22 protein-coding genes, 1 pseudogene and 1 riboswitch are annotated in these 25,249 nt (G+C 36.8%); of the genes and pseudogenes, 13 read left to right on the plus strand and 10 right to left on the minus strand.

What is annotated here, in order from left to right; all coding sequences use genetic code 11:
* The first annotated feature begins 204 nt into the window (after positions 1 to 204).
* From SFC47_RS03600 to SFC47_RS03615, 4 genes are all read left to right on the plus strand, one after another.
* The gene (locus SFC47_RS03600) at positions 205 to 1,713 is read left to right on the plus strand and encodes an ATP-binding protein (RefSeq protein ID WP_411252875.1); all 1,509 of its coding nucleotides are present in this window, start codon (positions 205 to 207) and stop codon (positions 1,711 to 1,713) included.
* The gene (locus tag SFC47_RS03605) at positions 1,706 to 2,392 is read left to right on the plus strand and encodes a response regulator (protein ID WP_411252876.1); all 687 of its coding nucleotides are present in this window, start codon (positions 1,706 to 1,708) and stop codon (positions 2,390 to 2,392) included. Before SFC47_RS03600 ends, SFC47_RS03605 begins: the two co-directional genes overlap by 8 nt.
* Positions 2,393 to 2,590: 198 nt before the next feature.
* Positions 2,591 to 3,883: a CitMHS family transporter gene (locus SFC47_RS03610; RefSeq protein ID WP_411252877.1), complete on the plus strand. Its 1,293-nt coding sequence runs from the start codon at positions 2,591 to 2,593 to the stop codon at positions 3,881 to 3,883.
* A 243-nt stretch (positions 3,884 to 4,126) separates the two neighbouring features.
* Positions 4,127 to 5,050 (plus strand): AEC family transporter, encoded by a 924-nt coding sequence (locus tag SFC47_RS03615; protein ID WP_411252878.1) that lies wholly within the window; start codon positions 4,127 to 4,129, stop codon positions 5,048 to 5,050.
* A gap of 21 nt (positions 5,051 to 5,071) precedes the next feature.
* On the opposite strand, the gene SFC47_RS03620 is transcribed toward SFC47_RS03615, so the two are convergent.
* From SFC47_RS03620 to SFC47_RS03640, 5 genes are all read right to left on the minus strand, one after another.
* Complete coding sequence (locus tag SFC47_RS03620; protein ID WP_411252879.1) at positions 5,072 to 6,400, minus strand: replicative DNA helicase; 1,329 nt, start codon at positions 6,398 to 6,400, stop codon at positions 5,072 to 5,074.
* Complete coding sequence (locus tag SFC47_RS03625) at positions 6,321 to 6,659, minus strand: hypothetical protein (RefSeq protein ID WP_411252880.1); 339 nt, start codon at positions 6,657 to 6,659, stop codon at positions 6,321 to 6,323. Before SFC47_RS03625 ends, SFC47_RS03620 begins: the two co-directional genes overlap by 80 nt.
* Positions 6,656 to 7,537: a hypothetical protein gene (locus SFC47_RS03630; RefSeq protein WP_411252881.1), complete on the minus strand. Its 882-nt coding sequence runs from the start codon at positions 7,535 to 7,537 to the stop codon at positions 6,656 to 6,658. Before SFC47_RS03630 ends, SFC47_RS03625 begins: the two co-directional genes overlap by 4 nt.
* A gap of 184 nt (positions 7,538 to 7,721) precedes the next feature.
* Positions 7,722 to 8,633, minus strand: a complete 912-nt coding sequence (locus SFC47_RS03635; protein WP_411252882.1) for an AEC family transporter — start codon at positions 8,631 to 8,633, stop codon at positions 7,722 to 7,724.
* A gap of 164 nt (positions 8,634 to 8,797) precedes the next feature.
* Positions 8,798 to 10,147: an MFS transporter gene (locus tag SFC47_RS03640; RefSeq protein ID WP_411252883.1), complete on the minus strand. Its 1,350-nt coding sequence runs from the start codon at positions 10,145 to 10,147 to the stop codon at positions 8,798 to 8,800.
* Positions 10,148 to 10,491: 344 nt separating this feature from the next.
* On the opposite strand from SFC47_RS03640, the gene SFC47_RS03645 reads away from it, so the two are divergent.
* The 3 genes from SFC47_RS03645 to ypfJ all read left to right on the plus strand — a co-directional run bounded on the left by SFC47_RS03645 (position 10,492) and on the right by ypfJ (position 13,331).
* Positions 10,492 to 11,127 (plus strand): DNA-3-methyladenine glycosylase, encoded by a 636-nt coding sequence (locus SFC47_RS03645; protein WP_411252884.1) that lies wholly within the window; start codon positions 10,492 to 10,494, stop codon positions 11,125 to 11,127.
* A gap of 224 nt (positions 11,128 to 11,351) precedes the next feature.
* Positions 11,352 to 12,311 carry an aldolase catalytic domain-containing protein gene (locus tag SFC47_RS03650; protein WP_411252885.1) on the plus strand — a complete coding sequence of 320 codons (960 nt, stop codon included), beginning with the start codon at positions 11,352 to 11,354 and terminating at the stop codon, positions 12,309 to 12,311.
* 183 nt (positions 12,312 to 12,494) lie between these two features.
* Complete coding sequence (ypfJ, locus tag SFC47_RS03655; protein WP_411252886.1) at positions 12,495 to 13,331, plus strand: KPN_02809 family neutral zinc metallopeptidase; 837 nt, start codon at positions 12,495 to 12,497, stop codon at positions 13,329 to 13,331.
* Positions 13,332 to 13,392: 61 nt separating this feature from the next.
* Here ypfJ and SFC47_RS03660 read toward each other — a convergent pair.
* Positions 13,393 to 13,494: pseudogene (locus SFC47_RS03660) on the minus strand (hypothetical protein); the annotation flags it as partial.
* A gap of 107 nt (positions 13,495 to 13,601) precedes the next feature.
* Positions 13,602 to 13,780: riboswitch (cobalamin riboswitch) on the plus strand.
* A gap of 137 nt (positions 13,781 to 13,917) precedes the next feature.
* Here SFC47_RS03660 and SFC47_RS03665 point away from each other — a divergent pair.
* The 4 genes from SFC47_RS03665 to SFC47_RS03680 all read left to right on the plus strand — a co-directional run bounded on the left by SFC47_RS03665 (position 13,918) and on the right by SFC47_RS03680 (position 19,250).
* Positions 13,918 to 16,227 carry a ribonucleoside-diphosphate reductase subunit alpha gene (locus SFC47_RS03665; protein WP_411252887.1) on the plus strand — a complete coding sequence of 770 codons (2,310 nt, stop codon included), beginning with the start codon at positions 13,918 to 13,920 and terminating at the stop codon, positions 16,225 to 16,227.
* Between the two features lie 27 nt (positions 16,228 to 16,254).
* A complete protein-coding gene (locus SFC47_RS03670; RefSeq protein WP_411252888.1) occupies positions 16,255 to 17,298 on the plus strand; it encodes a ribonucleotide-diphosphate reductase subunit beta in 1,044 nt (347 codons plus the stop codon).
* Positions 17,279 to 17,752, plus strand: a complete 474-nt coding sequence (locus SFC47_RS03675) for a flavodoxin domain-containing protein (RefSeq protein ID WP_411252889.1) — start codon at positions 17,279 to 17,281, stop codon at positions 17,750 to 17,752. Before SFC47_RS03670 ends, SFC47_RS03675 begins: the two co-directional genes overlap by 20 nt.
* 280 nt (positions 17,753 to 18,032) lie before the next feature.
* The gene (locus SFC47_RS03680; protein ID WP_411252890.1) at positions 18,033 to 19,250 is read left to right on the plus strand and encodes an MFS transporter; all 1,218 of its coding nucleotides are present in this window, start codon (positions 18,033 to 18,035) and stop codon (positions 19,248 to 19,250) included.
* Between the two features lie 78 nt (positions 19,251 to 19,328).
* Here the strand turns inward: SFC47_RS03680 and SFC47_RS03685 are convergent, their stop codons facing one another.
* Positions 19,329 to 20,069 (minus strand): metallophosphoesterase family protein, encoded by a 741-nt coding sequence (locus tag SFC47_RS03685; RefSeq protein WP_411252891.1) that lies wholly within the window; start codon positions 20,067 to 20,069, stop codon positions 19,329 to 19,331.
* A 257-nt stretch (positions 20,070 to 20,326) separates the two neighbouring features.
* Between SFC47_RS03685 and SFC47_RS03690 the strand changes: the two genes are divergently transcribed.
* The gene (locus SFC47_RS03690; protein WP_411252892.1) at positions 20,327 to 21,124 is read left to right on the plus strand and encodes a DUF2935 domain-containing protein; all 798 of its coding nucleotides are present in this window, start codon (positions 20,327 to 20,329) and stop codon (positions 21,122 to 21,124) included.
* Between the two features lie 440 nt (positions 21,125 to 21,564).
* Here SFC47_RS03690 and SFC47_RS03695 read toward each other — a convergent pair whose 3' ends face one another.
* Positions 21,565 to 22,464 (minus strand): EamA family transporter, encoded by a 900-nt coding sequence (locus SFC47_RS03695; protein WP_411252893.1) that lies wholly within the window; start codon positions 22,462 to 22,464, stop codon positions 21,565 to 21,567.
* A gap of 266 nt (positions 22,465 to 22,730) precedes the next feature.
* Between SFC47_RS03695 and SFC47_RS25885 the strand changes: the two genes are divergently transcribed.
* Positions 22,731 to 22,931, plus strand: a complete 201-nt coding sequence (locus tag SFC47_RS25885) for a YczF family membrane protein (protein ID WP_486348374.1) — start codon at positions 22,731 to 22,733, stop codon at positions 22,929 to 22,931.
* Positions 22,932 to 22,943: 12 nt separating this feature from the next.
* On the opposite strand, the gene SFC47_RS03700 is transcribed toward SFC47_RS25885, so the two are convergent.
* Positions 22,944 to 24,044, minus strand: coding sequence for a GerAB/ArcD/ProY family transporter (locus tag SFC47_RS03700; RefSeq protein WP_411252894.1), 1,101 nt, complete (start codon positions 24,042 to 24,044; stop codon positions 22,944 to 22,946).
* Between the two features lie 20 nt (positions 24,045 to 24,064).
* Positions 24,065 to 25,237: a Ger(x)C family spore germination protein gene (locus SFC47_RS03705; protein ID WP_411252895.1), complete on the minus strand. Its 1,173-nt coding sequence runs from the start codon at positions 25,235 to 25,237 to the stop codon at positions 24,065 to 24,067.
* Positions 25,238 to 25,249: the final 12 nt, after the last annotated feature.

Consider the following 25,249-nt stretch of genomic DNA (forward strand, 5'->3'; position numbering starts at 1 on the left):
AGAAATCCATAAAGTTTAAGAGTTATTAGTTTAGGAGATTAGGAATGAGTTTATATCGTTTCAAGCAAAGCAATTAATAAGTAAGAGTAATAGGAGGTTTTCTGCCTGAAGTCAATAAAAATTTCCCTGCAAACAAAAATATTCGGGCTGGTTCTCTCACTAGGCTTATTGTTAATCCTGCTGCTGACAGGATTTTATAGTTATATGGAAAGTAAACAAATTGAAGAAAACAAGGGAAGGCTGGCATTGGAGTTATCTAAAACGATTTCACTCATGCCGACTATAATCGATGCTTTCCAAACAAGCCACCCACCTAAAATGATACAGCCTATCGCAGAGAAAATACGTAAAGAAACGGGTGCGGAATTTGTAGTCATTGGAAATACAGATGGAATACGATATTCGCATCCTTTGAACACAAAAATCGGGCAGAAAATGACAGGTGGAGATAATGAAAGAGCACTAGTCCAAGAAGAGTATTATATCTCGAAGGCAGAGGGGACACTTGGACCATCGATTAGAGGAAAGTCCCCGATTTTTAATCATCAGGGGGAGGTTATCGGAATCGTTTCAGTCGGATATCTTCTTGAAGATGTCAATCAGCAAATCCTAAATAATCTTAAAAGAGTTCTCATTGTTTCATTCTTTGCCCTTTTGATTTCACTTTTAGGCAGCATGTTACTAGGACGTAATATCCGCAGGGATACAATGGGACTTGAGCCGTACGAAATCGCTTCTCTTTATAAACAAAAAAATGCTGTGCTGCATGCAGTAAAAGAAGGTATCTTAGCAATTGATAGCGATGGCTATATTACAATGATGAATCAGCAGGCGAAGCGGCTTCTGCAGCTTCAGGGATCAGTCAGAAATATGAAAGTGGATGGGTTATTTCCATCTAATTATTTATTTGAGGTATTAAGAACAGGAAACTCTCAATCGGATAGAGAAATGGTCTGGAATGATAAAACCATCATCGTTAATAGTACTCCCATCATTGATGAAAATGGTATTAAGGGTGTTGTTGCTTCTTTTCGTGACAAAACAGAAATAGAGCAAATGCTAAATACTATATCTGAAGTAAAAAGATATTCAGAAGATCTTCGTGCCCAAACGCATGAATTTACTAATAAATTATATGTATTATTGGGTCTGCTTCAACTTGGAGAACATAACGAGGCAATAAAAATGATTCAAAGCGAAACGCAAACACTGCAATTTCAGAATTCAGTCGTTTTTAACCAGATCAAAGATCCAAAAGTGCAAGCCATCCTTTTAGGAAAATTAGGAAAGGCATCAGAAAAAAAAATACAGTTTGAGGTTATTTCAGACAGCTATTTGGATAGTTTACCCCCCCATATTAAACTCTCAAACTTAATTGTAATCCTTGGAAACTTAATCGATAATGCTTTTGAAGCTGTCTATGAATGCGAGACGCCAACGGTTAGGTTTTTCGTTACAGATATCGGAAGAGATATCATTTTTGAGATTTCGGACAATGGGAAGGGAATTAGTGATGAAGACTTTCCACTCCTTTTTGAAAGGGGTTATACTTCTAAAACTGGCACTGAGCCAAGGGGGTTTGGCTTATCAAATGCAGAAGAGGCAGTATTGGAGTTAAATGGGATTATTGAGGTACAAAGCAGCAAGGAAAACGGATCTGTTTTTACTGTTTATCTTCCAAAGAATGTGCAAGGGGATGAGAATTTTGGATAGGATAAAAGTGGCTATAGCGGAAGACGATTTTCGAATAGCGGGGATACATGAGAAATTTCTAGAGAAGTTTAAGGAAATAGATGTGGTAGGTAAATCATTGAATGGAGAGCTGACTTTGCAATTATTAGAGCAGGAAATCCCAGATTTACTGCTTCTAGATGTGTATATGCCTGATATGCTAGGTTCTGAGTTACTCCCCAGGATCCGGGAGAATTTCCCAAAAGTTAGTATTATTATGATTACTGCAGCAACGGATAAAATTTTCATTGAAAAAGCTTTAAGCTATGGTGTTGAGAATTACTTAATCAAACCAGTAAGCAGGGAAAGATTCGATGAAGTAATTCATGATTATATAAAAAAACACTCGCTTCTTTCAGCCACTCAGGAAGTAAATCAGAATTACGTAGACTTGCTATTCAGAAAAGGGAAAAATGAAGTACAGGCAAAGAGTCCAGGATTGCCAAAAGGAATTGACGAAATTACCTTAGGAAAAGTTAAGACTGTATTACACGATAGAAAAGAGGGACTTTCCGCAGAAGAGGTTGGTAAGGAAATGGGTGCTTCAAGGATAACTGCGCGAAGGTATTTAGAATATCTCTCCTCTATACAGGAAGTAAGGGCAGAAGTGGTATATGGAATTGTTGGAAGACCTGAAAGGAAGTATTATCCAGTGTTGTGAGGGGGAATCCCCTCTTTTTTTATTTTCACTTTCATTGCATACCCCAAATAAGTTGTTGAAATTGGAAAGACTCCCTTCTTCCTATGAACAAAATGTACAAAATTGATTTTTATTTACGTTAATAACTTTATTTTGGTAACGTTTTCACGCCTGAATATTTTGACTATATTTAATTTATAAACAAAAGGGGTGAAGACAATGCTTGCGATATTAGGTTTCTTGATGATCATTGCTTTTATGATTTTAATTATGACGAAACGCCTTCCTGCTATGATTGCTCTTATAGTGATTCCGGTGATTTTTGCATTGCTTGGCGGTTTTGGTAAGGAAATGGGGCCAATGGCGCTGGAAGGGATAAAAAGTGTTGCCCCAACGGGAATTATGATCCTGTTCGCTATTCTCTTTTTCGGCATCATGATTGATGCAGGGGTATTTGACCCGATAATTTCGACTATCTTGAAAGTGGTAAAGGGAGATCCAGTAAAAATAGCCATTGGAACTGCCGTACTTGCACTTTTGATATCCCTTGACGGGGATGGAACAACTACATATATCATTACTATTTCTGCCATGCTGCCATTGTATAAACGTATTGGCATGAAACCATTGATTCTTGCTGGAATTGCAATATCATCTTCAGGTGTTATGAACCTGCTTCCATGGGGTGGACCTACTGCTAGGGCGATGACGGCATTAAATCTTGAGATGTCAGATGTTTTTACTCCGGTAATACCTAGTATGGCGGGGGGGATATTGTTCGTATTGTTCATGGCCTACTGTCTTGGGAGAAAGGAACGGAAACGAGTTGGAATACTGCAAGTCGATTACAGCACAATGTCGATGGTAGCGGCTACAACAGAGGACGCTTATCTAAAACGCCCAAAGCTAATACTGGTAAACTATTTTCTTACGATTCTTCTTTTGGTTGCATTAATTAAAGAGGTACTTCCAACAACTGTGTTATTTATGGTTGGATTTGCGTTGGCGATTACGATAAATTATCCGAAAATTAGTGACCAAAAAGAACGAATTGCCAATTATGCTGATAATGCGTTATCGGTAGTTTCAATGGTATTTGCTGCAGGTATTTTTACTGGAATTCTTTCAGGCACGAAAATGGTCGATGCCATGGCAAACACTATGATCTCCTATATTCCTGATGTACTTGGGTCTCAGTTTGCACTTATTACTGCGATTATCAGTGCACCCTTAACGTTTTTCATGTCAAATGATGCTTTTTACTATGGTGTTTTGCCTTTGCTTTCCAAAGCAGCAAGTGTCTATGGAATTAATCCTGAGTTCATCGGCCGAGCGTCATTATTGGGACAGCCTGTCCATTTATTAAGCCCTCTTGTACCTTCAACGTACTTATTAGTCGGTTTGGTTGGAGAAGATTTTGGGGAGTTACAGCGCACATTCCTCAAGTGGGCCTGTGGGTCGACTTTGGTAATGATTGTTGTTGCTATTGGTTTATCAATAATTCCTTTTTAAAATAGAATGGAGATGAATGTTAATGTGGGTAATCACTGTCTATTCAAAGGGTAACAATATTTCAATGTTTGAATTTAATTCCGAAAAAGAAGCCAAGGAAGCTTTTAAAAATGTCTCAGGTTGTAAAATTCTTTCAGAGGTCATTTATTTTAACGATCAGGTAATGTAAGAATCAGGGAAATGCAATTTATTTATGAATAAACTGCATTTTTTCTTTTTCATCAGAGAGAGAAGGTAAGTTGGATGAGTATTTTATATCATATATTACTAGATATCATTTTTCCGATATTCTTGTTAATAGGGGCAGGCGCATTACTTCAGCGTGCCATTAGGCTTGATTTATCTACACTGTCAACATTGACGGTGTATTTCTTATTGCCTGCTGTGTGTTTTGTAAATATATATGAGAGCAATATGTCCAGAGACTTAATTAGCCAAACGTTAGTATTTTTACTACTTTTTAATATTCTACTTATCTTAACCAGCATGCTAATTGCGAAAGTGAACAAGTTTGACCCTAAGCTGACAGCAACTTTTAAAAACAGCATGGTTTTGAGTAATTCAGGTAATTATGGTCTGCCTGTAAGTGAACTAGTTTTTGCCGCTAATCCTGCAGGTATGTCAATTCAGATTATTATTTCTATCTTTCAAAATCTCCTTACTTTTACATACGGTTTTTTCAACAGTGTCTCTGCAGAGAGCAGCGGACTGGATATCTTACGAAAAATTGTCACTCTTCCGGTTATTTATGCGTTATTATTGGCAATATTGTTGAAATGGCTGCATATTGATATCCCTAAATTTTTGTGGGGGCCAATTGAAGATTCCTCAAATGCGTTTTTAGCAGTTGCACTTGTCACTCTTGGAGCTCAAGTGGCATTTTTAAAGATTACCCGAATTTCTAGGCCCATTGTTTGGATTGTAATCGGCCGGCTGATTATATCTCCTATCATTGGATTACTAGTTATATATATGCTTGGATTAACTGATATTACAGCTCAAGCTTTATTTATCGCCAGCTCATTTCCTTCTTCAAGAAATAGTGCTCTGCTGGCACTCGAGTATGATAATTATCCAGAATATGCTTCGCAAGCGGTCCTTTTGACTACCGTCATAAGCAGTATTACAGTGGCGGTGGTTGTTTATCTATCAAAAATACTTTTTTAAATAAATATCAATCGAAATTAGCTATACCGGGTAATCCCGATAGCGACTATAGTTCTTCTCAAATGCTAGTTTAATAACTCCCACGGGACCATTCCGATGCTTGGCAATATTCAAGTTAATCAGTTCAGCTGTATCCGATTTTACAGGTTCGTCATCTTCACGGCTTAATAGCATGATCACATCTGCATCCTGCTCAATGCTGCCAGAATCCCGCAAATCTGACATTACCGGACGTTTGTCAGCCCGCTGTTCGACACCTCTGGACAACTGGGACAACAGGACAATCGGGACATCGTATTGTCTGGCAATCTGCTTTAGCTCTCTTGTTATATAACCAACCGCTAAATCCTGACGTTCAAACCTCTTTGTTTGAGTTATAAGCTGTAAATAATCGATCACTACCAAGTGACTGCCATTTGGGTGCTCCCGTTTCGTCTTTTGGATAGTAGAGCGAATGTCTGAAATTGTTTGCCGTGGCACAACGTGTATATGAAAATTCCATTGATCTAAAGTTCCTAACGCATGTACAGCTCGTTCATGATCTTTATCGCTGAAGTAATGATATGGATCTTTCCATTTGAATCCATCTACATAGGAAATATCACTCAGCATTCGTTTGATTAGCTGTATCGCCGGCATTTCTAACGAAAAGAAATCAACAACTCCGCCTCCCTTGCAGCAGTTTTTTGCTAGATTAAGAGCCAGGGCGGTCTTTCCAACAGAAGGACGTGCTGCCATAATAATTAAATCACCATTTTGCAGTCCATTTAACATGCCATTGAGCAGCGAAAACCCAGTATCTAACCCTGATATATTTCCATGATCTTCGACCATCTCTAGGTATACATCGGTTAAGATATCACGTTTTGATTTGCCTTTTACCTTACCGACATCCTGCATATCTGTATAGACTTTATAAAAATCATCTGCTGCTTCTATTGTTTGCTCGTTTAGAAATAGGAATGCAGCCTTTTTCAACATTCTAAGTTTGTATTGATTCAGAACAATAGTTTGATAGTGTTCATAATTGTCAGGGGATGGGCAGCGGCTAGTAATATCCATCATATAACTAACGCTGACCATAACTTTTGTGCCTGCTAATTTTTCAACCAGCAGGATTACATCAATGGGCCTGTTCTCCATTTGCAGCTCACGGAATGCCTGAAACAGAAGCTGGTTTTGCTTCTGCGAAAAGTGAAATGGCTCTAAGGTTATTTCATGAATTAGTTCAGGAGCCTGAAAGACTGCACCTAAAAGGATACCTTCCGCTTCAAACGGATTTTCTTGGTGAATATTCGGTAAACCAAGCAGGTAGTGGTCCTCGTTTGTTTGATTTAGAGTCGCATTCAATTCTCTCCCGTCCTTTCTCCATCCATTCCTGTAAAGTGGCAGGAAAATGGTTTTCTTCAAAATGGAATACAGCAATATCACCAATCGCAGGAGGAAAGGGACTTTTACGAATATGGTTTTTCAATTTCGTTAACACTTTCTCATAATCCATCTCAGAACAAAATTGGAACCATTGCTGAACCGTTTCGTCTTTAAATATGCAATTGGAATAAACCGATTCAATCAGAACTAAAAGTTTGACTACCTCTTCCTTGGTCATTGGATTTCCTCCTGTAACGAGATTTTTCCTTCCAGTATTAAACGTTCAACCCGATCAGACATGGATTCTTTTTTAGATTTTTTCTTTTGGCTGGCGTTCTTTCCCGCTTCTAGTTTTGTCCCAATAACCTTTTCGCAATACGATGCGCTGCTAATTTTCCCGTTTGGATTCTTACGATGATACTCATCAAAAATCTCCCTTAACAAGGATTCTAGTTGCTCCGTTTTCACAGATAGTCTACAGATTCTATCAATCGATAATTGATCTTTTGGGCTTAAATAGACTCCTTGATTTCGTAAAGCGATAAATGTGCTGGCAATCCTTTCAATCCGTTTTTCTTTTTCTTTTGCACACTCATCCTCCAGGACTACTTGGGAAGGAAGGTTCAAATTTTTGCGACTTGGATGATTATCATTATTTTTATAATTCTTAAATTCTTTATTTCTATTATTTTGTTCCAGCTGCGTTTTGTTATTGTTCTGCGACAGTTCCACTTCCGTTTCGCGAAACGGAGGGCAAAAAAAATCAACTGTTCCGTCTATACACTTAAAATCATCAGAATTTACAACTGTAAAAAGTGTTCCCAAAGGGGTTTCTTCAGCCATCATCAGCCCTTTTTTTACAAGTTTGTCAACAGCGCGCTTTACAGTACTTTTTGCAAGCGCCTTTTTCGATCTTCCTTCTATGTACATCAAATCCTCACCTAACTGGGAAAAAGCTCTTAAATACTGTCCCTTTTTTAACCTCATCCCATTCAAAACAATACCATCTTCGTATGCTGCCATCATTAAAATCCATACATAAAGCCGGAAAGCGGTAACGTTAAACCATAATTCATCATTCGTAAATTTCTTCGTCAATTTTACCCAGCCAGACATTTAACCATCTCCTAATAGTTTTCTCACCCTTTATATATAGAAAAAGACCAATAAAGGACAGGGTCAAAAAAAATAGTTACCAAAAATAAAAAGCTGCTCATAATTTAGAGCAGCGCTTAACCACGTATTTTAAAATCGAGTACTAAATGAGTACACTTAGTTGGTTTGTTTTTTAATAAAATTTTTATAAAATAAAGTTTGCAAAAAGATATAAAATCACAATGCTAATTAACATTGTAATATTCGACATCGTGGCAACGAAACGGATACTCGTAATGCTATATTTAAATTCAACAGCAAAAGTTAAGGCAGATGCTGCAACAGGCAGTAACAGACCAATTAGAACCGTAGAGCGGAGCATGACATCGTAAGGCAGGATAAAGTATAAGACTAATCCAACGGTAAGACCTAACCCATATCGGAAGATTAAAAATTTCACCATTGGTCTGATAAACTGTTTGTCAAACTTAAAATTTAAAAAGAGCCCTAATAGTAATAATGATAATGGTATATTTGCTGCTGAGATTTTACTAGCAACTTCAATGAACATATCAGGTAAATGGATATGACTAAAGTTTAATATACTAGCAATAATATACGTCATTAATGGAATAGACTTTCCAAGTTTTTTTAGAATTTCTAATGGGTTAAGACGAAGACCTTCACTTGAAAAGTAACTTCCAAAAATAAAAGAGATTCCAAAGACAAGAAATGATGCTCCAACATCAAACATACTAAAATGAGTTAATCCTTCCATACCCCATATTGCATAAACTAAAGGGAATGCAAATAAGCCAACATTAAAACCGTGAGATAACATCAAAAGAGAACCTTTAAGTTCTCTTTCTTCATTTTTAAAGAATAACAGACCGAGAATGGCTGTTATCATTCCATATATCAGTACAATCACTGGTAACATAATTAAAGAAGTTTCAATTTTAACAGAATCAAATGTAACAAGAACTAAAGCAGGAAGGGTAATTTTAAAAATAATTTTTGAAATCACTTCTCCATCTTTTTCTTGTAAAATATTTAATCGTTTTAATAGATATCCAAAGGCAATGATGATTATAATAGTAAGAAATTCCTGATTCATGATAAAATAACGCTCCTCTATGATGTAACATAATTCCTCTACTAGTTTAGTGCTAATTAGCCCATAATTTCAATCAAAATTATTCGATTTCCAAATCAGTATCAAATACAGCTTCATACAAATCAAAAAGTCTCCCTTTTTAAAAGGGGAGACTTTCCTATTCATTAACTGACATGAACTTTTAAGGATTCATCTTTGGTATCGTTTTCATTTTGATAGGCATTTTTTATAGGTACCATTGCGAGTGCGGCTGCTGCAATCAAGCCAGGAATCGCAAAAGCAATAAAGTTTAAGTGTATGGGTAAAGAAACGGATAATAGGAATCCTCCTAAAAGGGGACCCAGCATCCCGCCGGTCCTGCCAACTCCAGAAGCCATTCCTAATGCTGTTGATCTGATAGATGGCGGATAATACTGAGAAACATAAGCCTGAACAATATTTTGTGCACCAATGGTGGCAGCTCCAGCAATGGCTACTAACAGGTAGATTACGAATATATTTCCACCAAATCCTAGAAGTGTTAGAGCAACAGCCCCAGACGCATACATGGGAACTAGCATTTTTTTTGAACCATATTTATCACATAGTCGTCCGATTATGAGTGTACCGATAATAGCACCACCCTGTAGTGCAATGAGAAAACCTAAACTTGAATTTAATCCATATCCTGCTTCCATCATTAATTTAGGCAGCCATGTATTCAAACCATAAACCATCAATAAACAACTGAAAAATGCTGTCCAAAACATAACCGTACTTAATGCACGGTGCTCCTTGAATAATCCAATTATTGGAACCTTTGACTTCTGTATTTTTATATCGATAACATCGTCATTTTGACTAAATTGCGATTCAGGACTCACTTTAGCAAGGGTTGCGATCAATTGTTCTTTTTTACCTGTACGAATCAAATAGCTTGCTGTTTCGGGAAGCTGTTTATACATGATTGGCAAAAATAAGAGAGGGAGACCCGCAAACCAGAAGATTGATTCCCATCCAAATGTTGGCATTATGAAGATTCCAATTAAGGGAGCAAGAATTCCACCAACAGAATAACCACATAATACGATACTAACAATCATACTTCTCATTGCTTTAGGAGCATAATCAGTTAATAGTGCGATAACATTTGGCATGATTCCTCCCAAACCTAAGCCTGCTAAGAAGCGAAAAGTAGAAAATGATGTTGGTGTTTTGGAAAAGCCACAAAGGAATGTAAATAAGCTAAACAGTACCAATGTTATCGCAATTACGTTCTTTCTGCCGATCGTGTCAGCTAAAGTGCCGAAAAAGATCGCTCCAAACATCATCCCAAATAACCCATAGGTTCCTATTGCACCTGCTTCAACTGATGAAAGATTCCATTCGTTTATCAAGCTTGGTACAACCGTCCCATAGACCACCAAATCATAACCATCAAATAAGATAATGATAAAACTCCATACTAGTAATCCTAAATGGAAGCGGTTAAATTTGCTGTTAGCAATCACTTCAGTAGAATCAATTTTTGCCATATTCTTTCCCCCTGTAATAAGTAAAATAAATGATAGGTTTTGCGAAAATATAAGAAAATTCGCCCTTGATAATAGTTAATACTAATTGCACTTTACTTATAGTAAATACTGTTCTCTAATTAGAGATTATAAACACAAGTAGTTTTATTTTCAATATAACTTTTATACTTTTCGGAATATTAATACAAAATTAGTTCCATTGAACGAGGAAACATATATAAGAATCGGGAATTAAACTTTTTCTGTTTGGTGTATTTGCAAGGATGTACTGTATTATAAAAAGGTAAATCTGAAAAACTAAACAAAAAGATAAAGAGCGTGAAAAGTTAGAGGTAGGCAGCGAATTGGAAGAATGTTACAAAAAAATCATTCCATTACCACAAGCATTTTATGAACAGCCCACCTTACAACTGGCAAAAGCTTTGCTCGGGTGCCTCCTTGTAAAAGAAGATCATCAGGGAATGACTGCGGGATATATAGTAGAAACTGAAGCGTATAAAGGCCCGGGTGATAAGGCAGCCCACAGCTATAATAACAAAAGGACTGCACGGACAGAGGTCATGTTCGGGCGCTCGGGTCTTGCCTATACATATCAAATGCATACCCACTGCCTTTTCAATGTGGTCAGCGGCGGGGAGGAAAAACCTGAAGCAGTACTAATTCGTGCCCTAGAACCTCGTCATGGTATTGAGTTAATGAAAACCCGTAGAGGTTTGAATGACCTGAAAAACCTAACCAATGGTCCTGGGAAATTAACTAAATCATTGGGAATTACAATGGATGACTATGGAAGTTCACTTACTCTTCCGCCTTTGTATATAGCAAATGGTTATTTGCCGAAGAGTATATCAGTTGGAAAAAGAATAGGAATTGACAACTCTGGAGAAGCCAAGGATTATCCATGGCGGTTCTGGATTACGAATAATAAATTTGTTTCAAGGCATCAAAAATCTGAATTTGAAGTCAGTCTAAAAACATAATCTAGAAACCGTTTTTGTCTAAAGTAGTCGGAACTTATAAAGAAGTCATTCTTTCAACTTCATGTTGAATGAGGTGGCGTTTTATTGTAAAATAAATGAATTTTTGGAAAATAGCATTGACTCTCTCGATTAAAACATGATATAAACACAGTAAGAATTTAGTACTTTAAAGCGTTCGACTTACAAATACTGACAAAAAAGGGTATACAGGAGGAATTACTTTCATGGGACATAGTAGCAAGATATTAGATTGCACCATTCGAGATGGAGGGTTAGTAAACAATTGGGATTTCAGTGTTGAATTTGTTCAAGACTTATATAATAGCTTAAGTGCAGCTGGTGTTGAATATATGGAGATTGGTTACAAAAACTCTCCCCGCCTACTCAATGCAACTGAGCCAAATCCATGGAGATTTCTCGACGATAACTTCTTGAAAGAAATCTTCCCTGAGAAAAAATTTACGAAGTTTTCAGCTTTAGTAGATATTGGACGGGTAGATCCAAATGATATATTACCACGTGAACAAAGTGTTTTAGATATGATTCGAGTGGCATGTTATATCCGCGAAGTAGATAAAGGGTTGGAGCTCGTCCAAATGTTTCATGATTTGGGCTATGAAACTTCACTTAATATTATGGCTTTATCAAGTGTTCCTGAAAAGCAGCTCACGAAAGCATTTGATATGGTGAGAGAAAGTCCAGTGGATGTTGTATATATCGTCGATTCCTTTGGCAGCTTGGATCCTGTGGATATTGAACATCAAGTAAAAAAATTCCAAGAGTTGATCCCAAACAAACAGCTTGGTATTCATACACATAACAACATGCAGTTAGCATTCGCTAATACACTAGCAGCGTTGCAAAACGGGGTTACATACCTGGATTCATCTGTTTATGGAATGGGCCGTGCTGCAGGTAACTGTAATACAGAACTTCTTGTCAGCTACATACAAAAGCCAAGCTATGAACTGAAGCCAGTCCTAGAGATGATTGAAAAGCACATGCTAGAAATGCGCCAAAAATGGGAATGGGGTTACATTATCCCGTATATGATTTCTGGTGTATTGAATGAACATCCACGTGTTGCCATGGCTTATCGGGAGAGTGCCGACCGTGATAAATTTGTAGATTTTTATGATAAGGTAACTTCCCCAGAAGCCTCTATTGCACCGGCAACGAAATAGAATTCACATTGAAAAGTACCTCAGTTGATAGAGGTGCTTTTCTTTTTATTTGCTATGCGGAAGTAAATCTGGTCATGCGCAAGTAAATCCGGCCATCCAAAAAACTCCTCTTAATATGATTGATAAATCCCAGCTAAGAAGCAAAAACTATGTCATCAGCCATATTCTTAGGGAGGAAAAGTAATGAAATGGAAAGGCAGACGGCAAAGTACGAACGTGGAAGATCGAAGAGGGATGGGGATGGGTGGAAAAACGGTTCTTGGCGGTGGAATAGGTAGTATAGTCGTGATTCTCCTCTTTACACTGCTTGGTGGAAACCCTGGAGATTTAATGAACAATACTCCAACAACGAATGGTTCGAACACAAACGCCCCAATGAATGTCTCCAGCCAGGAGGAGGAACTCGCGGGTTTTGTTTCAGTAGTCCTCGCTGATACAGAAGATGTTTGGACATCTGAATTCGAGAAACGAGGCATGGTTTATGAAAATCCAAAGCTCGTTTTGTTTAAGGATAGCGTTCAGTCGGCTTGTGGGGCAGCCAATTCTGCGGTGGGACCGTTTTATTGTCCAGGTGACCACAAGCTTTATATTGATTTAAGTTTTTATCAGGAACTAAAACAAAGATTCCAGGCACCAGGTGATTTTGCGATGGCCTACGTTATTGCCCATGAGGTAGGACATCATGTACAAACGCTTTTACATAGCGGAGACGAAGCATCTGCTGCCGAGAAGCGGACCAATGAGTATTCTGTTCGATTTGAATTACAGGCAGATTACTTGGCAGGTGTCTGGGCTCACTACGCAAAAGGAGAGGGCTATCTCGAAGAAGGTGACCTTGAAGAGGCATTAAATGCGGCAAACGCAGTTGGAGATGATAATATCCAGAAAAAAGCTCAAGGGTACGTTGTTCCCGAAAGTTTTACACATGGAACATCAGAACAGCGGGAGCGATGGTTTAATAAAGGGTTCCAAAACGGTACATTAGAGGGTGGAGATACATTTAATGCCGCAAATCTTTGAATAATCCAGAAATGGGGAAGGCGCAACCACCAGGCGTCTTCCATTTTTAAACTAAATTTTATTAGAAAAAAGTCTGATTCTGCTGTTGGCGGAGCTTTGTTAAGGAAGCAATGGTATCATCTTCATGACGTGTTTTTAAGCCACAATCTGGATTTACCCAAAATTATACTCTGAGAATTATTTTTGGTATTGTCAAAGTGAAAATAGTATATTATAGTTGAATTCATACAATATTTAGTAGTGGTTAATAATTTAAAATACTAAATATAGATAATAACCAATAAAAATGGTGTCTGTATAGACTTAATAGGGAATCTGGTGTGAATCCAGAACTGTACCCGCAACTGTAAGTGCTGACGAAATAATCATATCCACTGTCTTTAAGACGGGAAGGGATTAGAGTAGGGAGAAGCACAAGTCAGGAGACCTGCCATTTCTATTACGCATTATCTTCTTCGGGAGCTGGGAAGATATAACGAGGGTATTCCTTCTATTACAGTCAATGAGCCTGTACTATAGACTATTCCGCGTTATAAAACCCATCTTCATAGATGGGTTTTTTTGTCATTTCACTCTCGAATTCATTATGAACAGAAATGAGGAATTTAGTATGGCAGTAAATCAAATTTATTCAGAAAAAGATACCGTTTTAGCAGCAATAAAAAGAGCCTCAGAAAAATATAATCTGAATACTAATGAATTAGTTGAAAAGATTGTAAATCTAGAAGACTCTGTCAGATATGAACAATCACTTTTTTATGCCCTAAATCAAATCTCAATGACCGACCCAAACTGGACCTTTCTAGCAGCAAATCTTTATTTACAGGAACTTTATCGGAATGCTTCAAACAGCAGGGGGTACCAACCGGAAAAAAAATACGGAGATTTTTACACTCTGATTGCTGAATTAACCAAAATAGGAATCTATTCCGAGAATCTATTACGAGATTATACAAAAGAAGAGATTCAAATATTAGGCGCAGAAATAACGTCTGAAAAAGACCATTTGTTTAATTATATAGGGTTGTTTTTACTAGCAGATCGTTATTTGGCAAAAGATTACGAAGGAAATCTTTACGAATTACCTCAAGAAAGGTTTATGATCATCGCCATGACATTAATGAGGAAAGAACAAAAAGGAAACAAACTAAAGCTAGTTAAAGAAGCGTACTGGGCACTTAGTAACTTATATATGACTGTTGCTACACCAACTCTATCAAATGCGGGCAAAAGTTTTGGACAGCTCTCTTCCTGTTTTATTGACACAGTAGAAGATTCTTTAGATGGAATTTATTTGAACAATTGGGATATTGCTAGATTAAGCAAGGACGGTGGCGGGTTAGGTGTTTATCTGGGCAAGGTACGTGCTTTAGGATCTGATATTAAGAAGTTTAAAGGCCATTCTTCTGGGGTTGTGCCTTGGATTCGTCTTATTAATGATACGGCTGTGAGTGTCGATCAATTGGGCCAAAGGCAAGGAGCGATCGCCGTTTATTTAGATGTATTTCATAAAGATATTATGACTGGCTTTTTAGATTTAAAGACAAATAACGGGGACGAAAGAAGAAAGGCTCATGATATTTTTACGGGTGTTTCGATACCTGACTTGTTTATGAAGAAATTAGAAAAGGTAGATGAGAACGGTCGAAGTGTTGGGGAATGGCATACCTTTTGTCCTCATCAAGTAAAACAAATGATGGGGTGGAAAGACCAAGAAGGAAATCCCCTAGGCTTGGAAGATTTTTATGATGAGTGTGATATAAAGTATTTTACAGAAAAGTATGAAGAAGCAGTAAAACATCCTTTTCTTCCACGAAAAACCTATCGAGCCATGGATATTATGGCAAGGATTATGATATCTCAATTAGAAACCGGTACTCCATATATATTTTATCGGGATGAGGTAAATCGTCAAAATCCAAATAAACATGTAAGAGAAAAGGGACTAACATCGATTTATTGCAGCAATTTGTGTACAGAGATTACGCAAAATATGTCCGCGACAACGATTGTTAAAGAATATAAGGATGAAGAAGGAAATATTGTCCTTGTTCGAAAACCAGGGGACTTTGTTGTCTGCAATCTATCATCTATTAATCTGCCGAAAGCTGTAAAAGGGAATGTACTAGAAAGATTAATACCTATTCAAATGAGAATGCTAGACAATGTCATTGATCTTAATACCATTTCAGTTGGACAAGCGGAAGTCACAAATAAGCAGTACCGCCCTGTTGGATTAGGTACGTTTGGCTGGCACCATCTTCTTGCTATGGAAGGGATTTATTGGGAGTCTGAGCAAGCTGTTGAATACGCAGATCGTCTATATGAGGAAATTGCTTATCTTACGATTCGTGCTTCGATGGGTTTGGCGAAGGAAAAAGGCTGCTATCCAAAATTTGAAGGTTCTGAATGGCAATCAGGCCAGTATTTTGAACGGAAAGGATATAAATCAGATCGGTGGAACCAATTGATAGGGGATATATCAAGGTATGGTGTTCGAAATGGCTGGATGATGGCAATTGCTCCAAACTCATCAACCGCAAAGATTGGTGGTTCAACAGATGGGATTGATCCTTTGTATGCTGTTGAATACGCAGAGGAGAAGAAGAATTTCAAATTTAAAGTAACGGCACCTGATCTTGACCATAACAGTTACAACTATTATCGTCGAACCCGGCATGTTCTGGATCAAACATGGAGTATAAGGCAAAACGCCGCGCGGCAGCATCATATTGATCAATCGATTAGTTTCAATCTCTATGTTCCTCATGATATCAAAGCTGCAGAGTTATTAAATCTACATAGAGAAGCATGGAGACAAGGCTTAAAAACGACTTATTACATAAGAAGTACTTCTCAATCTGAATTAGAAGAATGTGAAGCATGTCAAAGTTAGTAGAAAAGAATTGAGGAGGTATATTTAATGATTCATACACCATTAACCAAAATACGATTACTAAATCCTGAATTTCCAAACAAATCCACTGGAATTATAAATGGAAAGTCGTCCGGAATTCTTAACTGGAATGATATTGCCTACCCAAAAATGTACGACTTATATCAGACTCTATTATCGAATTTTTGGAAACCGCAGGAAATTAATATGCAGGATGATATAAAACAATGGGATCTTCTTAGTAATCAAGAAAAAGATGTGTTTCTGCGTATCAATACACAGCTTGCTTCACTTGATAGCCTGCAGACCCCAACCATGAGTCAAGTAATGGATTATGTGAGTGACTCTAGTTTCAAAGCAATCTTTGCCGTTATTTCACAACAAGAAGCCGTTCATAATGAATCTTATTCTTATATACTAAGCTCGCTTATTCCCATGGGCGAACAAAATGAACGATTTAATCAAGCGAAAAGTGATCACATTGTACGAAAACGAAATCAACTTATTTTAGATGCCTATGAGGAATTTAGACAAAACCCAACGCCACAATCGTTATTTAGTTTATGTGTAAACTCCATTAACCTGGAGGGTATTTACTTTTACGCCGGTTTTGCTTTTTTCTATCACTTAGCACGTCAGCAAAAAATGCTGAAAACAAGTACGATGATTAGTTATATTCAACGAGATGAAATGCAGCATGCCTACTTTATTGCTCAATTTATTCGAATTCTTTTAACAGAAAATCCTGAGCTTCACACAGATGAAAATATCCAATATGTCTATAAGACAATTAGAGAAGCTGTTTCTCTAGAAAAAGAATGGGCTCATTATATATTATCCGATATAAAAGGGATTGATTTAGCAGAATTCGAAGGATATGTAGAATATTTGGCCAATAAGCGATTAAGACAGCTTGGATTGAAGAACTTTTATGAAGAAAGAAACAATCCGATGCCGTGGATTCAAATTTTTGGAGATGAAATGATGAATGAGACGAAGTCAGATTTCTTTGAACAAAAGTCAAGAACCTATTCAAAGGTTTCACAGTCCAATGGATTTGACGAACTGTAAAATATCCGTCGCCATCGTTTATGCATCAGTTTCTGGAAACACAAAAGTATTGGCCGAAGAACTCTATCAAATTTTTCTTGGGAAATCAGTTAATTTATCTATATATAGGGTAGATGAGTTTTCACTTAGTGACTTAAGTTATTATCAGGCAGTGGTAATAGGAACTTACACCTGGGGTAATGGGGAAATCCCTAGGGAAATGAGGAAGCTATATCAAGCGATTGAATCAATTAATAGAAAAGACCTTACTACTGCTGTTTTTGGAACGGGAGATAGCTGTTATCCCATGTTTTGTGGAGCGGTTGATCAATTTCGGGACATGCTGTACGTACACACAAACTTAGCTGCTACTTTGAAGGTTGAACTTTTACTGCAAGTAAAGGATATTGAGCGGTGCAAAAAGTTTGTTGAAATACTACTATTGCGAGCAGGTATGGAAAATCAGGTAACCTAGTATTTAAAATGGGCTAAAGGAGGCTCTAGAAGCTGTGCGTTTCTTTAATTTTAAGTTTTTATTTTTTTAATATATTGTCACCTGATTATTATCATGTTACTATTAGTTGAAATTAAATCCCTTTAAATCTGGTCCAGAGAGGCCAAAAAGGCGAATGTAAACTTCATACATATTTATTATGTCTATGAATGCCTTTTTGTCCTTTGGATTGAAAGGCATTTTATTTTTGCTCAAATCTTTTAATCGGAGTCCTGTGAGGCTCGAAAGGAGAACAACAAGAATGGATTATCGAAAAAAAACAGTAGTTGCATCAGTAGCGGGTTTAACATTAGAGGGCATGGATATCATGTTTATTTCCTTTGCCATGTCGATGATTATTGCAGAGTTTCAAATTGATATGGCAGCTGGTGGTCTTATTTCCTCCATTACTAATTTAGGAATGCTCGCTGGGGGAGTCATTTTCGGTATTTTAGCAGATAAATTTGGGAGAGTTAGAATTTTCACCTATACGATTCTATTATTTGCTGTCGGAACTGCCTTAACCGGACTTGCACAAAATATTGAACAAGTATATCTATTTCGGTTTATTGCTGGCTTAGGAGCAGGGGGAGAATACGGAATTGGCATGGCCCTTGTTGCCGAGGCATGGCCAAAGAATAAACAAGGACGTGCATCTTCATACGTAAGTGTAGGTGCTCAATACGGTGTAATTCTTGCAGCACTTCTTAGTGCAATGATTCTTCCGTCTTGGGGATGGAGAGGGTTGTTCTTCGTAGGATTGGCCCCAGTTATTTTCGCCTTTATCGTTCGAAAGAAATTAGACGAATCACCGGCATGGCTGGAGGCACAAAAGAAAAAGCAACAGGTTCAGAAGCAAGGGAAACTAAAGCAATTATTTGCTACTCCTAAAATTGCAGTAACTACTATCGCTTTAGCAATAATGGCAACCGTTCAAATCGCCGGTTATAATGGCTTGATGATTTGGCTGCCATCCATGCTTCAACAATCCCAAGGATTATCCGTTTCAAGCTCGGCTCTTTGGACGATTAGTACCGCAGCAGGTATGATTGCAGGTATGTTAACGTTTGGTCAATTTATCGATCGATTTGGAATGAAAACCTCGTATGGAATTTTCTTATCAGCTTCCGCTATTGCTGTTTTCTTATACTCCTTTGCTTCAGGCAGCACAGGTCTTTTAGTTGGCGGTGCGATTGTAGGGTTCTTCTCGAATGGAATGTTTGCTGGGTATGGAGCATTAATTAGTAAGTATTATTCAGTAGAAATACGCAGTACAGCAACGAATACGATTTTCAACTTTGGCAGAGCCTTAGGAGGCTTATCTCCTATAGTAGTAGGGTATATCCTGCAAAATGCTAATGTAACGGTAGCGATGACATACCTTGCATTACTGTACTGTATCTCCTTTATAGCAATGATTAGTTTGCGAAAAGGTAAAGGTATAAAGGAAGAATTCAATCCTTTTACAGAAGCAATTTAAATGAATTAAAAAGCTATTCTCTCCAACATGCATGTTGGAGAGAATAGCTTTTTTATTGTAAAAGGTCTATAAAGATTTCTATTTTTTTAATCCTCGATATTTTCCAGTGGTTAATTCTAGAATATATTCCTCAAGCTCGGGCATTACCATTTCTTTCGCTATCTGTATGGATGCTTCAATATCATAGGGGACCCGAACAAGCTGAATTGAAAAAACCCCATTTTTACTTTGGTTAAATTCACCTTCAAGAATGGCATAGGATGCCTGAGGAAGATCGAGCGGGTTACCTACACTGCCCACATTACATAAAGTTTTTCCTTTAATATTTTCTAAATAGGCATTATGAATATCTCCATAAAAAACAACATCAGGCTCTCTATTTCCTGCAATATTCTCAGTATGTTCAGTGTTATCGAACATACTTAATCGACGTAGAAGAGAGTCCCATGGTTGTATTCTTTCATATACACTCCGCGGTGAAGCATGAAACATTCGCACTAGTTTTCCGCTCACCATAAACTCAACTGAAAAGGGCAGTTCTTGCAAATCATTCATTTGGATTTTCGTTAATTGGTTTTGGTGCCATTTGATTGTCTCGGATTCTTGCTGTTTAGGAATGAAATCATCCCAATTCCCTCTAACCACTATTTCACAATGCTTTTGGACTATTTGTATGGCCATGCTTGATTGCGGTCCTTTACCTGCTAAATCACCCAAGCAAATTATTCTCTTAATTTGTCTAGAAGCTATATCAGCCAGTACCGATTCTAATGCAGGAATATTTCCATGTATGTCTGAAATAATTGCGACTTTTTCCATCTTAATATACTCCTATCGATTAATATGAAAATAATTCTCTATTTGTATCTGCATTTCCTTTTTGTTCTCCCGAAATTGCTTATGCCGATGACCATTACTCCCTGAAGGGTGCGGGAATCCCTTTAAAGTATGTGTATGATTCATAAAATGGTAGCACAACAAGTCTTATTATTCCTAAAGATCGATGTACATAAGACATACATAAGGAGAATAAATATAAATTTGATGTGTTTATTTTTTTCCTAGGAGGAATGGACATGAATGAAGTATTAGAGAGGTCAGCCAGATTTGAGCATCGTTTTTGGCTTCAAATATTAGGAGATCATTCTAGGTTTATTTTTGAGGCTCTTGCACCCATTCAAAAGGTCGAAATTGAGCAGGCGAGTAAGTTTATTAACATATTTGATACACTTCTAGAACGAGCAAAATCCTCACCAATTATAGAACTAACAGCTGAAGTTGAACAAGAGGTAATAAAGTTAAGGGAATTTAAATTAGATCTAATACGAAAACACCTTGTCGGAAGGATTAAGATCCACCTTTCACCTACTTTTATCAATCATATGGTAAATGAATTAGAAGAATATTTAAGAATTTTAAAACACTTAAAAGAAGGGAAAATTCCTCCTGTTTACCATGAACTTCATCATCACTTACTTTGGTTATTAGATGCAGCAGGTCATTCTGACGCTATATATACAAATTTAGATGGTGTCGAAAAGTCATTAAGAAAAAAAAGTAAAACTTTTAAAGAGGATTTTGAAGGTTTTTATCTAAAAGCAGTAGAGCTGGCAGGATATTTAAGAACCAATTTGACAGCTTTTCCAGCTTTGACAAAAATGACGAATGATGCTCAATTAGAAATTAAGTTATTTCAAAATTTTTTAACGGAACTAGAAGAATTAGAACTAAGTAACCAAGCTTTGGGAACATTTGCGCCATTAATGGCTGATCATATGTACCGGGAAGAATGTTATTATCTAATGAAATTAGCAGAATCAGCGAACATTGACCCGCCTAATTGTGACCCAGCTAAACCAAGACTTAAGGAATGAAAGTGACTATATTATTAAGTTTGCCCAAAAATGCCGATTGCGATAGTTTACCTTTTATAATTTAACACTAAAATAATGGTATAATGAATTACTTATATAAATCGATTTCCCTTCATATTATTTATTGAATAATAAAGGATAGCGGGGGATTTCGATGGATATTCATAAATGTCCGGAATGTATGGCATTAAGAATGTTCGAGGATGGTATATGTACAAATTGTGGTTATTGTTCGAGTATTAGAGCATCAATAAATGCATTGTATTCACAGAAAAAGAAGTCTAAGTACCAAGAATACGAAACTATAAAAAGGTTAAGAGAAAATAGATATGGCTCAGTGAGGTCATTAAAACGACAGTAAAATTAAAGAGTAATAAAGGTGCCTAGCATCTCCAAATAAATGGAGGGTGCCAGGCACCTTTTTTTAAAAGATACGCATCTTAAGAGGCGGATTCCAATTCCATCTTTTTAGGCTGAGACAATTTCAAGTTTCCTGCTGCTATTCCGCCTAATATTAAAACCACTCCAAACCATTGAGTCGTACTTACCTGTTCGGATAAGATGATCGAGGAAAGGATAACAGCAATAGGAAGTTCTGAGGACGTCAAGATGGTACCGAGCCCTGGTCCGATATGAGGCATTCCGATTGTAAATAAAATCGGCGGCAATACTACTCCTAAAAGACCAAGATAAAATCCGTATGGTGCAATATCCATTAACACTGGTAATTCTAATAATCCTGTTGGCGGACTAAGGATAAAAACAGTAATCATACCGCCAGTGGTAAATAGAGCACTTTTCTGGACAACAGGAGTATTTTTTTCAACTGCGCTGCTAAGATAGATAAAAGTAGTGTAGGTCAAAGCAGAAAGCATTCCCCATCCAGTACCATGCCAAGTTATTTCTCCGAGCCCCTCTGAAATAATTCCAGATGCAAGAATGGAACCCATAACGAGAATACCAATGGATATCATCTTACCCAAAGTTGGTTTCTTTTTATAAAAAAACCATTCAAATAAGCTGCCAATCCAGACGAATTGGAATAAAAAAATAATCGCAAGTGAAGCGTTAAGTGATTGAAGTGCTTGGTAATAAAAGAGACTTGTTAATCCAAGTGGAATTCCAGATAACAGTAATTTTCCTACTTTAGCTAGTGTCAGTTTCTTCTTTTTTGAAAAAAGCGCAGCAATCCAGATCAATAATGTCCCCATTAAGAATTGACTCCCTGTAACCTCGCTGCTAGTAAAGCCTGCGGAATAAGCTAGCTTTACAAAAGTTGATAAGGCACCGTAACAGCACCCTCCTACCAAAACGATAAGTGCGTATTGCCAAGTTTTCATGTTTTCTACCCCTTTCTTAACAAAAACAAACAAAAAAGCCACACAGCTATAATAAAGCTGTGTGGCGAAAATAGAGATGTCTCTAGAAAAGTCCACAAACAAAAGTTTTTTTTATATAAATTTACCTTTGTCATCATAAATGAAAACAAAATGAATGTCAACGAAAAGAGATTGGTTATGAATAAAAAAACTTGTTAAGGATAGTAAGGTTACTATCATTTCATATGAAAAAATGAACCTTGAGGGTGAAAACCGTGCTTACTTTAGTGATTCTAACTTTAATATTCCTTAGTACTTTGGCTCTAATTATTTTTTTAGATCGTATACAAGGCAATGAATTGAACGAAGCTTGGATTAGTATAAGTAAAATAGTAAAGCTTGCTAGAGGAGAGGATTATTTTCTTATTTTGCTTTGTTTTATCATTTTGATTCTCCTCATTTTTAATCAGGTAAGAGGCAGAAAATAATTTTATCAAAATTCAAGTCAGTACTTTTTTTATTTTCCCTTTTATTAATACAGTGATTAGTAATAAAAGAGGGATGACTATTTGAAAAGGAATATGAAGGATGTATGGAACAATTATTAGTCCTTCGTCTAAGTGACTTTGATAATTTGGTGCGATCATAATGGAGGAGATAAATATTATTCCCCCCATTGAATATGTTGTTAATGCATTTGGTTTTATCTTGAATAGAGTGTTTATTCCAATAATTGCACAAAAGAAAAACATGGATACTTTAATAAATCCTAAGAACACAACTAAGATGATGACAAAAGAATCCAAGCGTTGAATAAAACCTGCGATATCTATAAAACTGGCAGCTTTAAGAGCTGGGAATGAAGATCTTGTTAAGACGTCGGTTCCTAGAATACATATTAATAATAGAATATTTAAGGTTAAATAAAGACCTGCAAAAAAAACTGCAATCATACCCGTCTTTACTATTTTTGTTCCTTTATTAATATAAGGAAAGATCATTGAAAATGTAATTAATTCCCCATAAGGAACTGTTATACTTAGCCTTAGTTCTTTTATAATTGGTTTCCATCCATCTGCGAGGATTGGCTTAATATTTTCGAAATGGATTAGGTCGGTAATGATAAACATAATATCGATGATTATTAAAGTAAGACCAACCAATATAAAGCAAATGCAGGCAACCCTTGCAAATACCTCAAACCCGAAATTTACCGTGTAAATTAAAGTAAGCATCATGCAAATACCTACAACAATGATTGAAGTTTTGTAATAGGCAGAATTAATGAGTATTTCTTCAATATCTCGTAAAACTCTTGATGCTATATAAATAAAATAGATGATATAAAAGTAACCAACGATACTCCCAAGGTATTTACCCCAGATTTTTTTTACATATTCTGTTAGGGGGAGAGCAGGGAATTCCTTATGAAGTTGAAAATAAATCATGTATAAAATTAACCCAGCAAAAGGAGAGATAAGGGTTACAATCCAGGCATCTTGTTTTGCTCCGCTGCCAATATCTAAAAAAATGGTGGTCCCAAACAAAAAAAGGACGATTAAGCAGAAAAGCTGATATCCATCAATTTTCACATTAGACATAGCTGTGTACCTCTTTACTTTTATTTAGGTTCATAGGGATCTGTTACCAGGCCAGAATCATTTATTGAAGCATTTACGTTAACCTCCACTTTTGCCTTCTTGAAAATGGTGTTCCACTCTTTTTTGTGTTTTTTCCAATATCCCGGATTATCTTTAGATAGGTTGGTTCCAAAGCCAAACACATCTGCTCCAGTATCCTGTGAAATCTGAATGGTTTCTTGTACTTTCCTTTTTAATTCTTTTTCTAAATCCTTTTCTATATCTGCTAACACCTTTGTTTTGGTTAAATCTTTATTACAATTTATTTCGGAAATTTCAGTGTTTAAATCCAAGTTGACTTTTAATGTGGGAGCAGGGTTTAAAAGGGTTTTAATTGAGCCTTTACTTCGTTTACCGACAAGTGTCATATACTTGTTTTCACAGGGTATAGGAAATGATGTAGTCTCTATTTCTGATAATATTAAATGAGCATTGCGGGCCATTTCTCCATCATACCAGCCTGCTAATTTATCTTTCTTAAATAGAGCTAAGCCGCTAACTTCAATAACCGAAGGCTTTATATTATTTAAATTGTCTGATTGGTTTTTGGAAGTTAGTTTTTTATTTAGTTTAATACCTGGTAATAGCAGATCTTTTCCTTCACTTGATATTGTCGTTATCACTTCATGCAGGTACATAGTTTTTGCAATACCATAAAATTTTTGATTGTTCTCACTTGTACTTCGAACACTTTTTGTTGGATTGGATTCAAGAGGTTCAACCACTCCGAGTACATTTTCTGCTGAAGTTCCTCTTGCAATAAAAACAGGGAAGGTAGATTTTGCTTGTTTCCCTCGTTCAAATGCATCAAATACCAAATTGGTTCCTCTTCGTGCCAATTCTTCACTAATTACGACCAATGAAAGGTGTGTAACGTCATTATCCCTGGGAATAATCATAGATGCTCTTCGATAGGCATCTACTAAAGTCTCAGATTCAGCTGTATAGTTAGAAACGGGTATCCCGGTAGGGGACCCAATGGGAGATAATTGACTTGGGTTAATGACTTGGAATGTAACCCGATATCCATTATCAATATTCTGAGAAATATCTATTCCCATGGCAATTACCAGGCCTAATTGATTTAACTCTCTGTAATTAGAACATCCGGGGATTAACATGATTATGAAGAGCAAAGTACTGAGTTTTCTCATTTTTGTCTCCTG

Source organism: Neobacillus niacini (assembly GCF_046591715.1).
GTDB lineage: Bacteria > Bacillota > Bacilli > Bacillales > Cytobacillaceae > Neobacillus > Neobacillus niacini_L.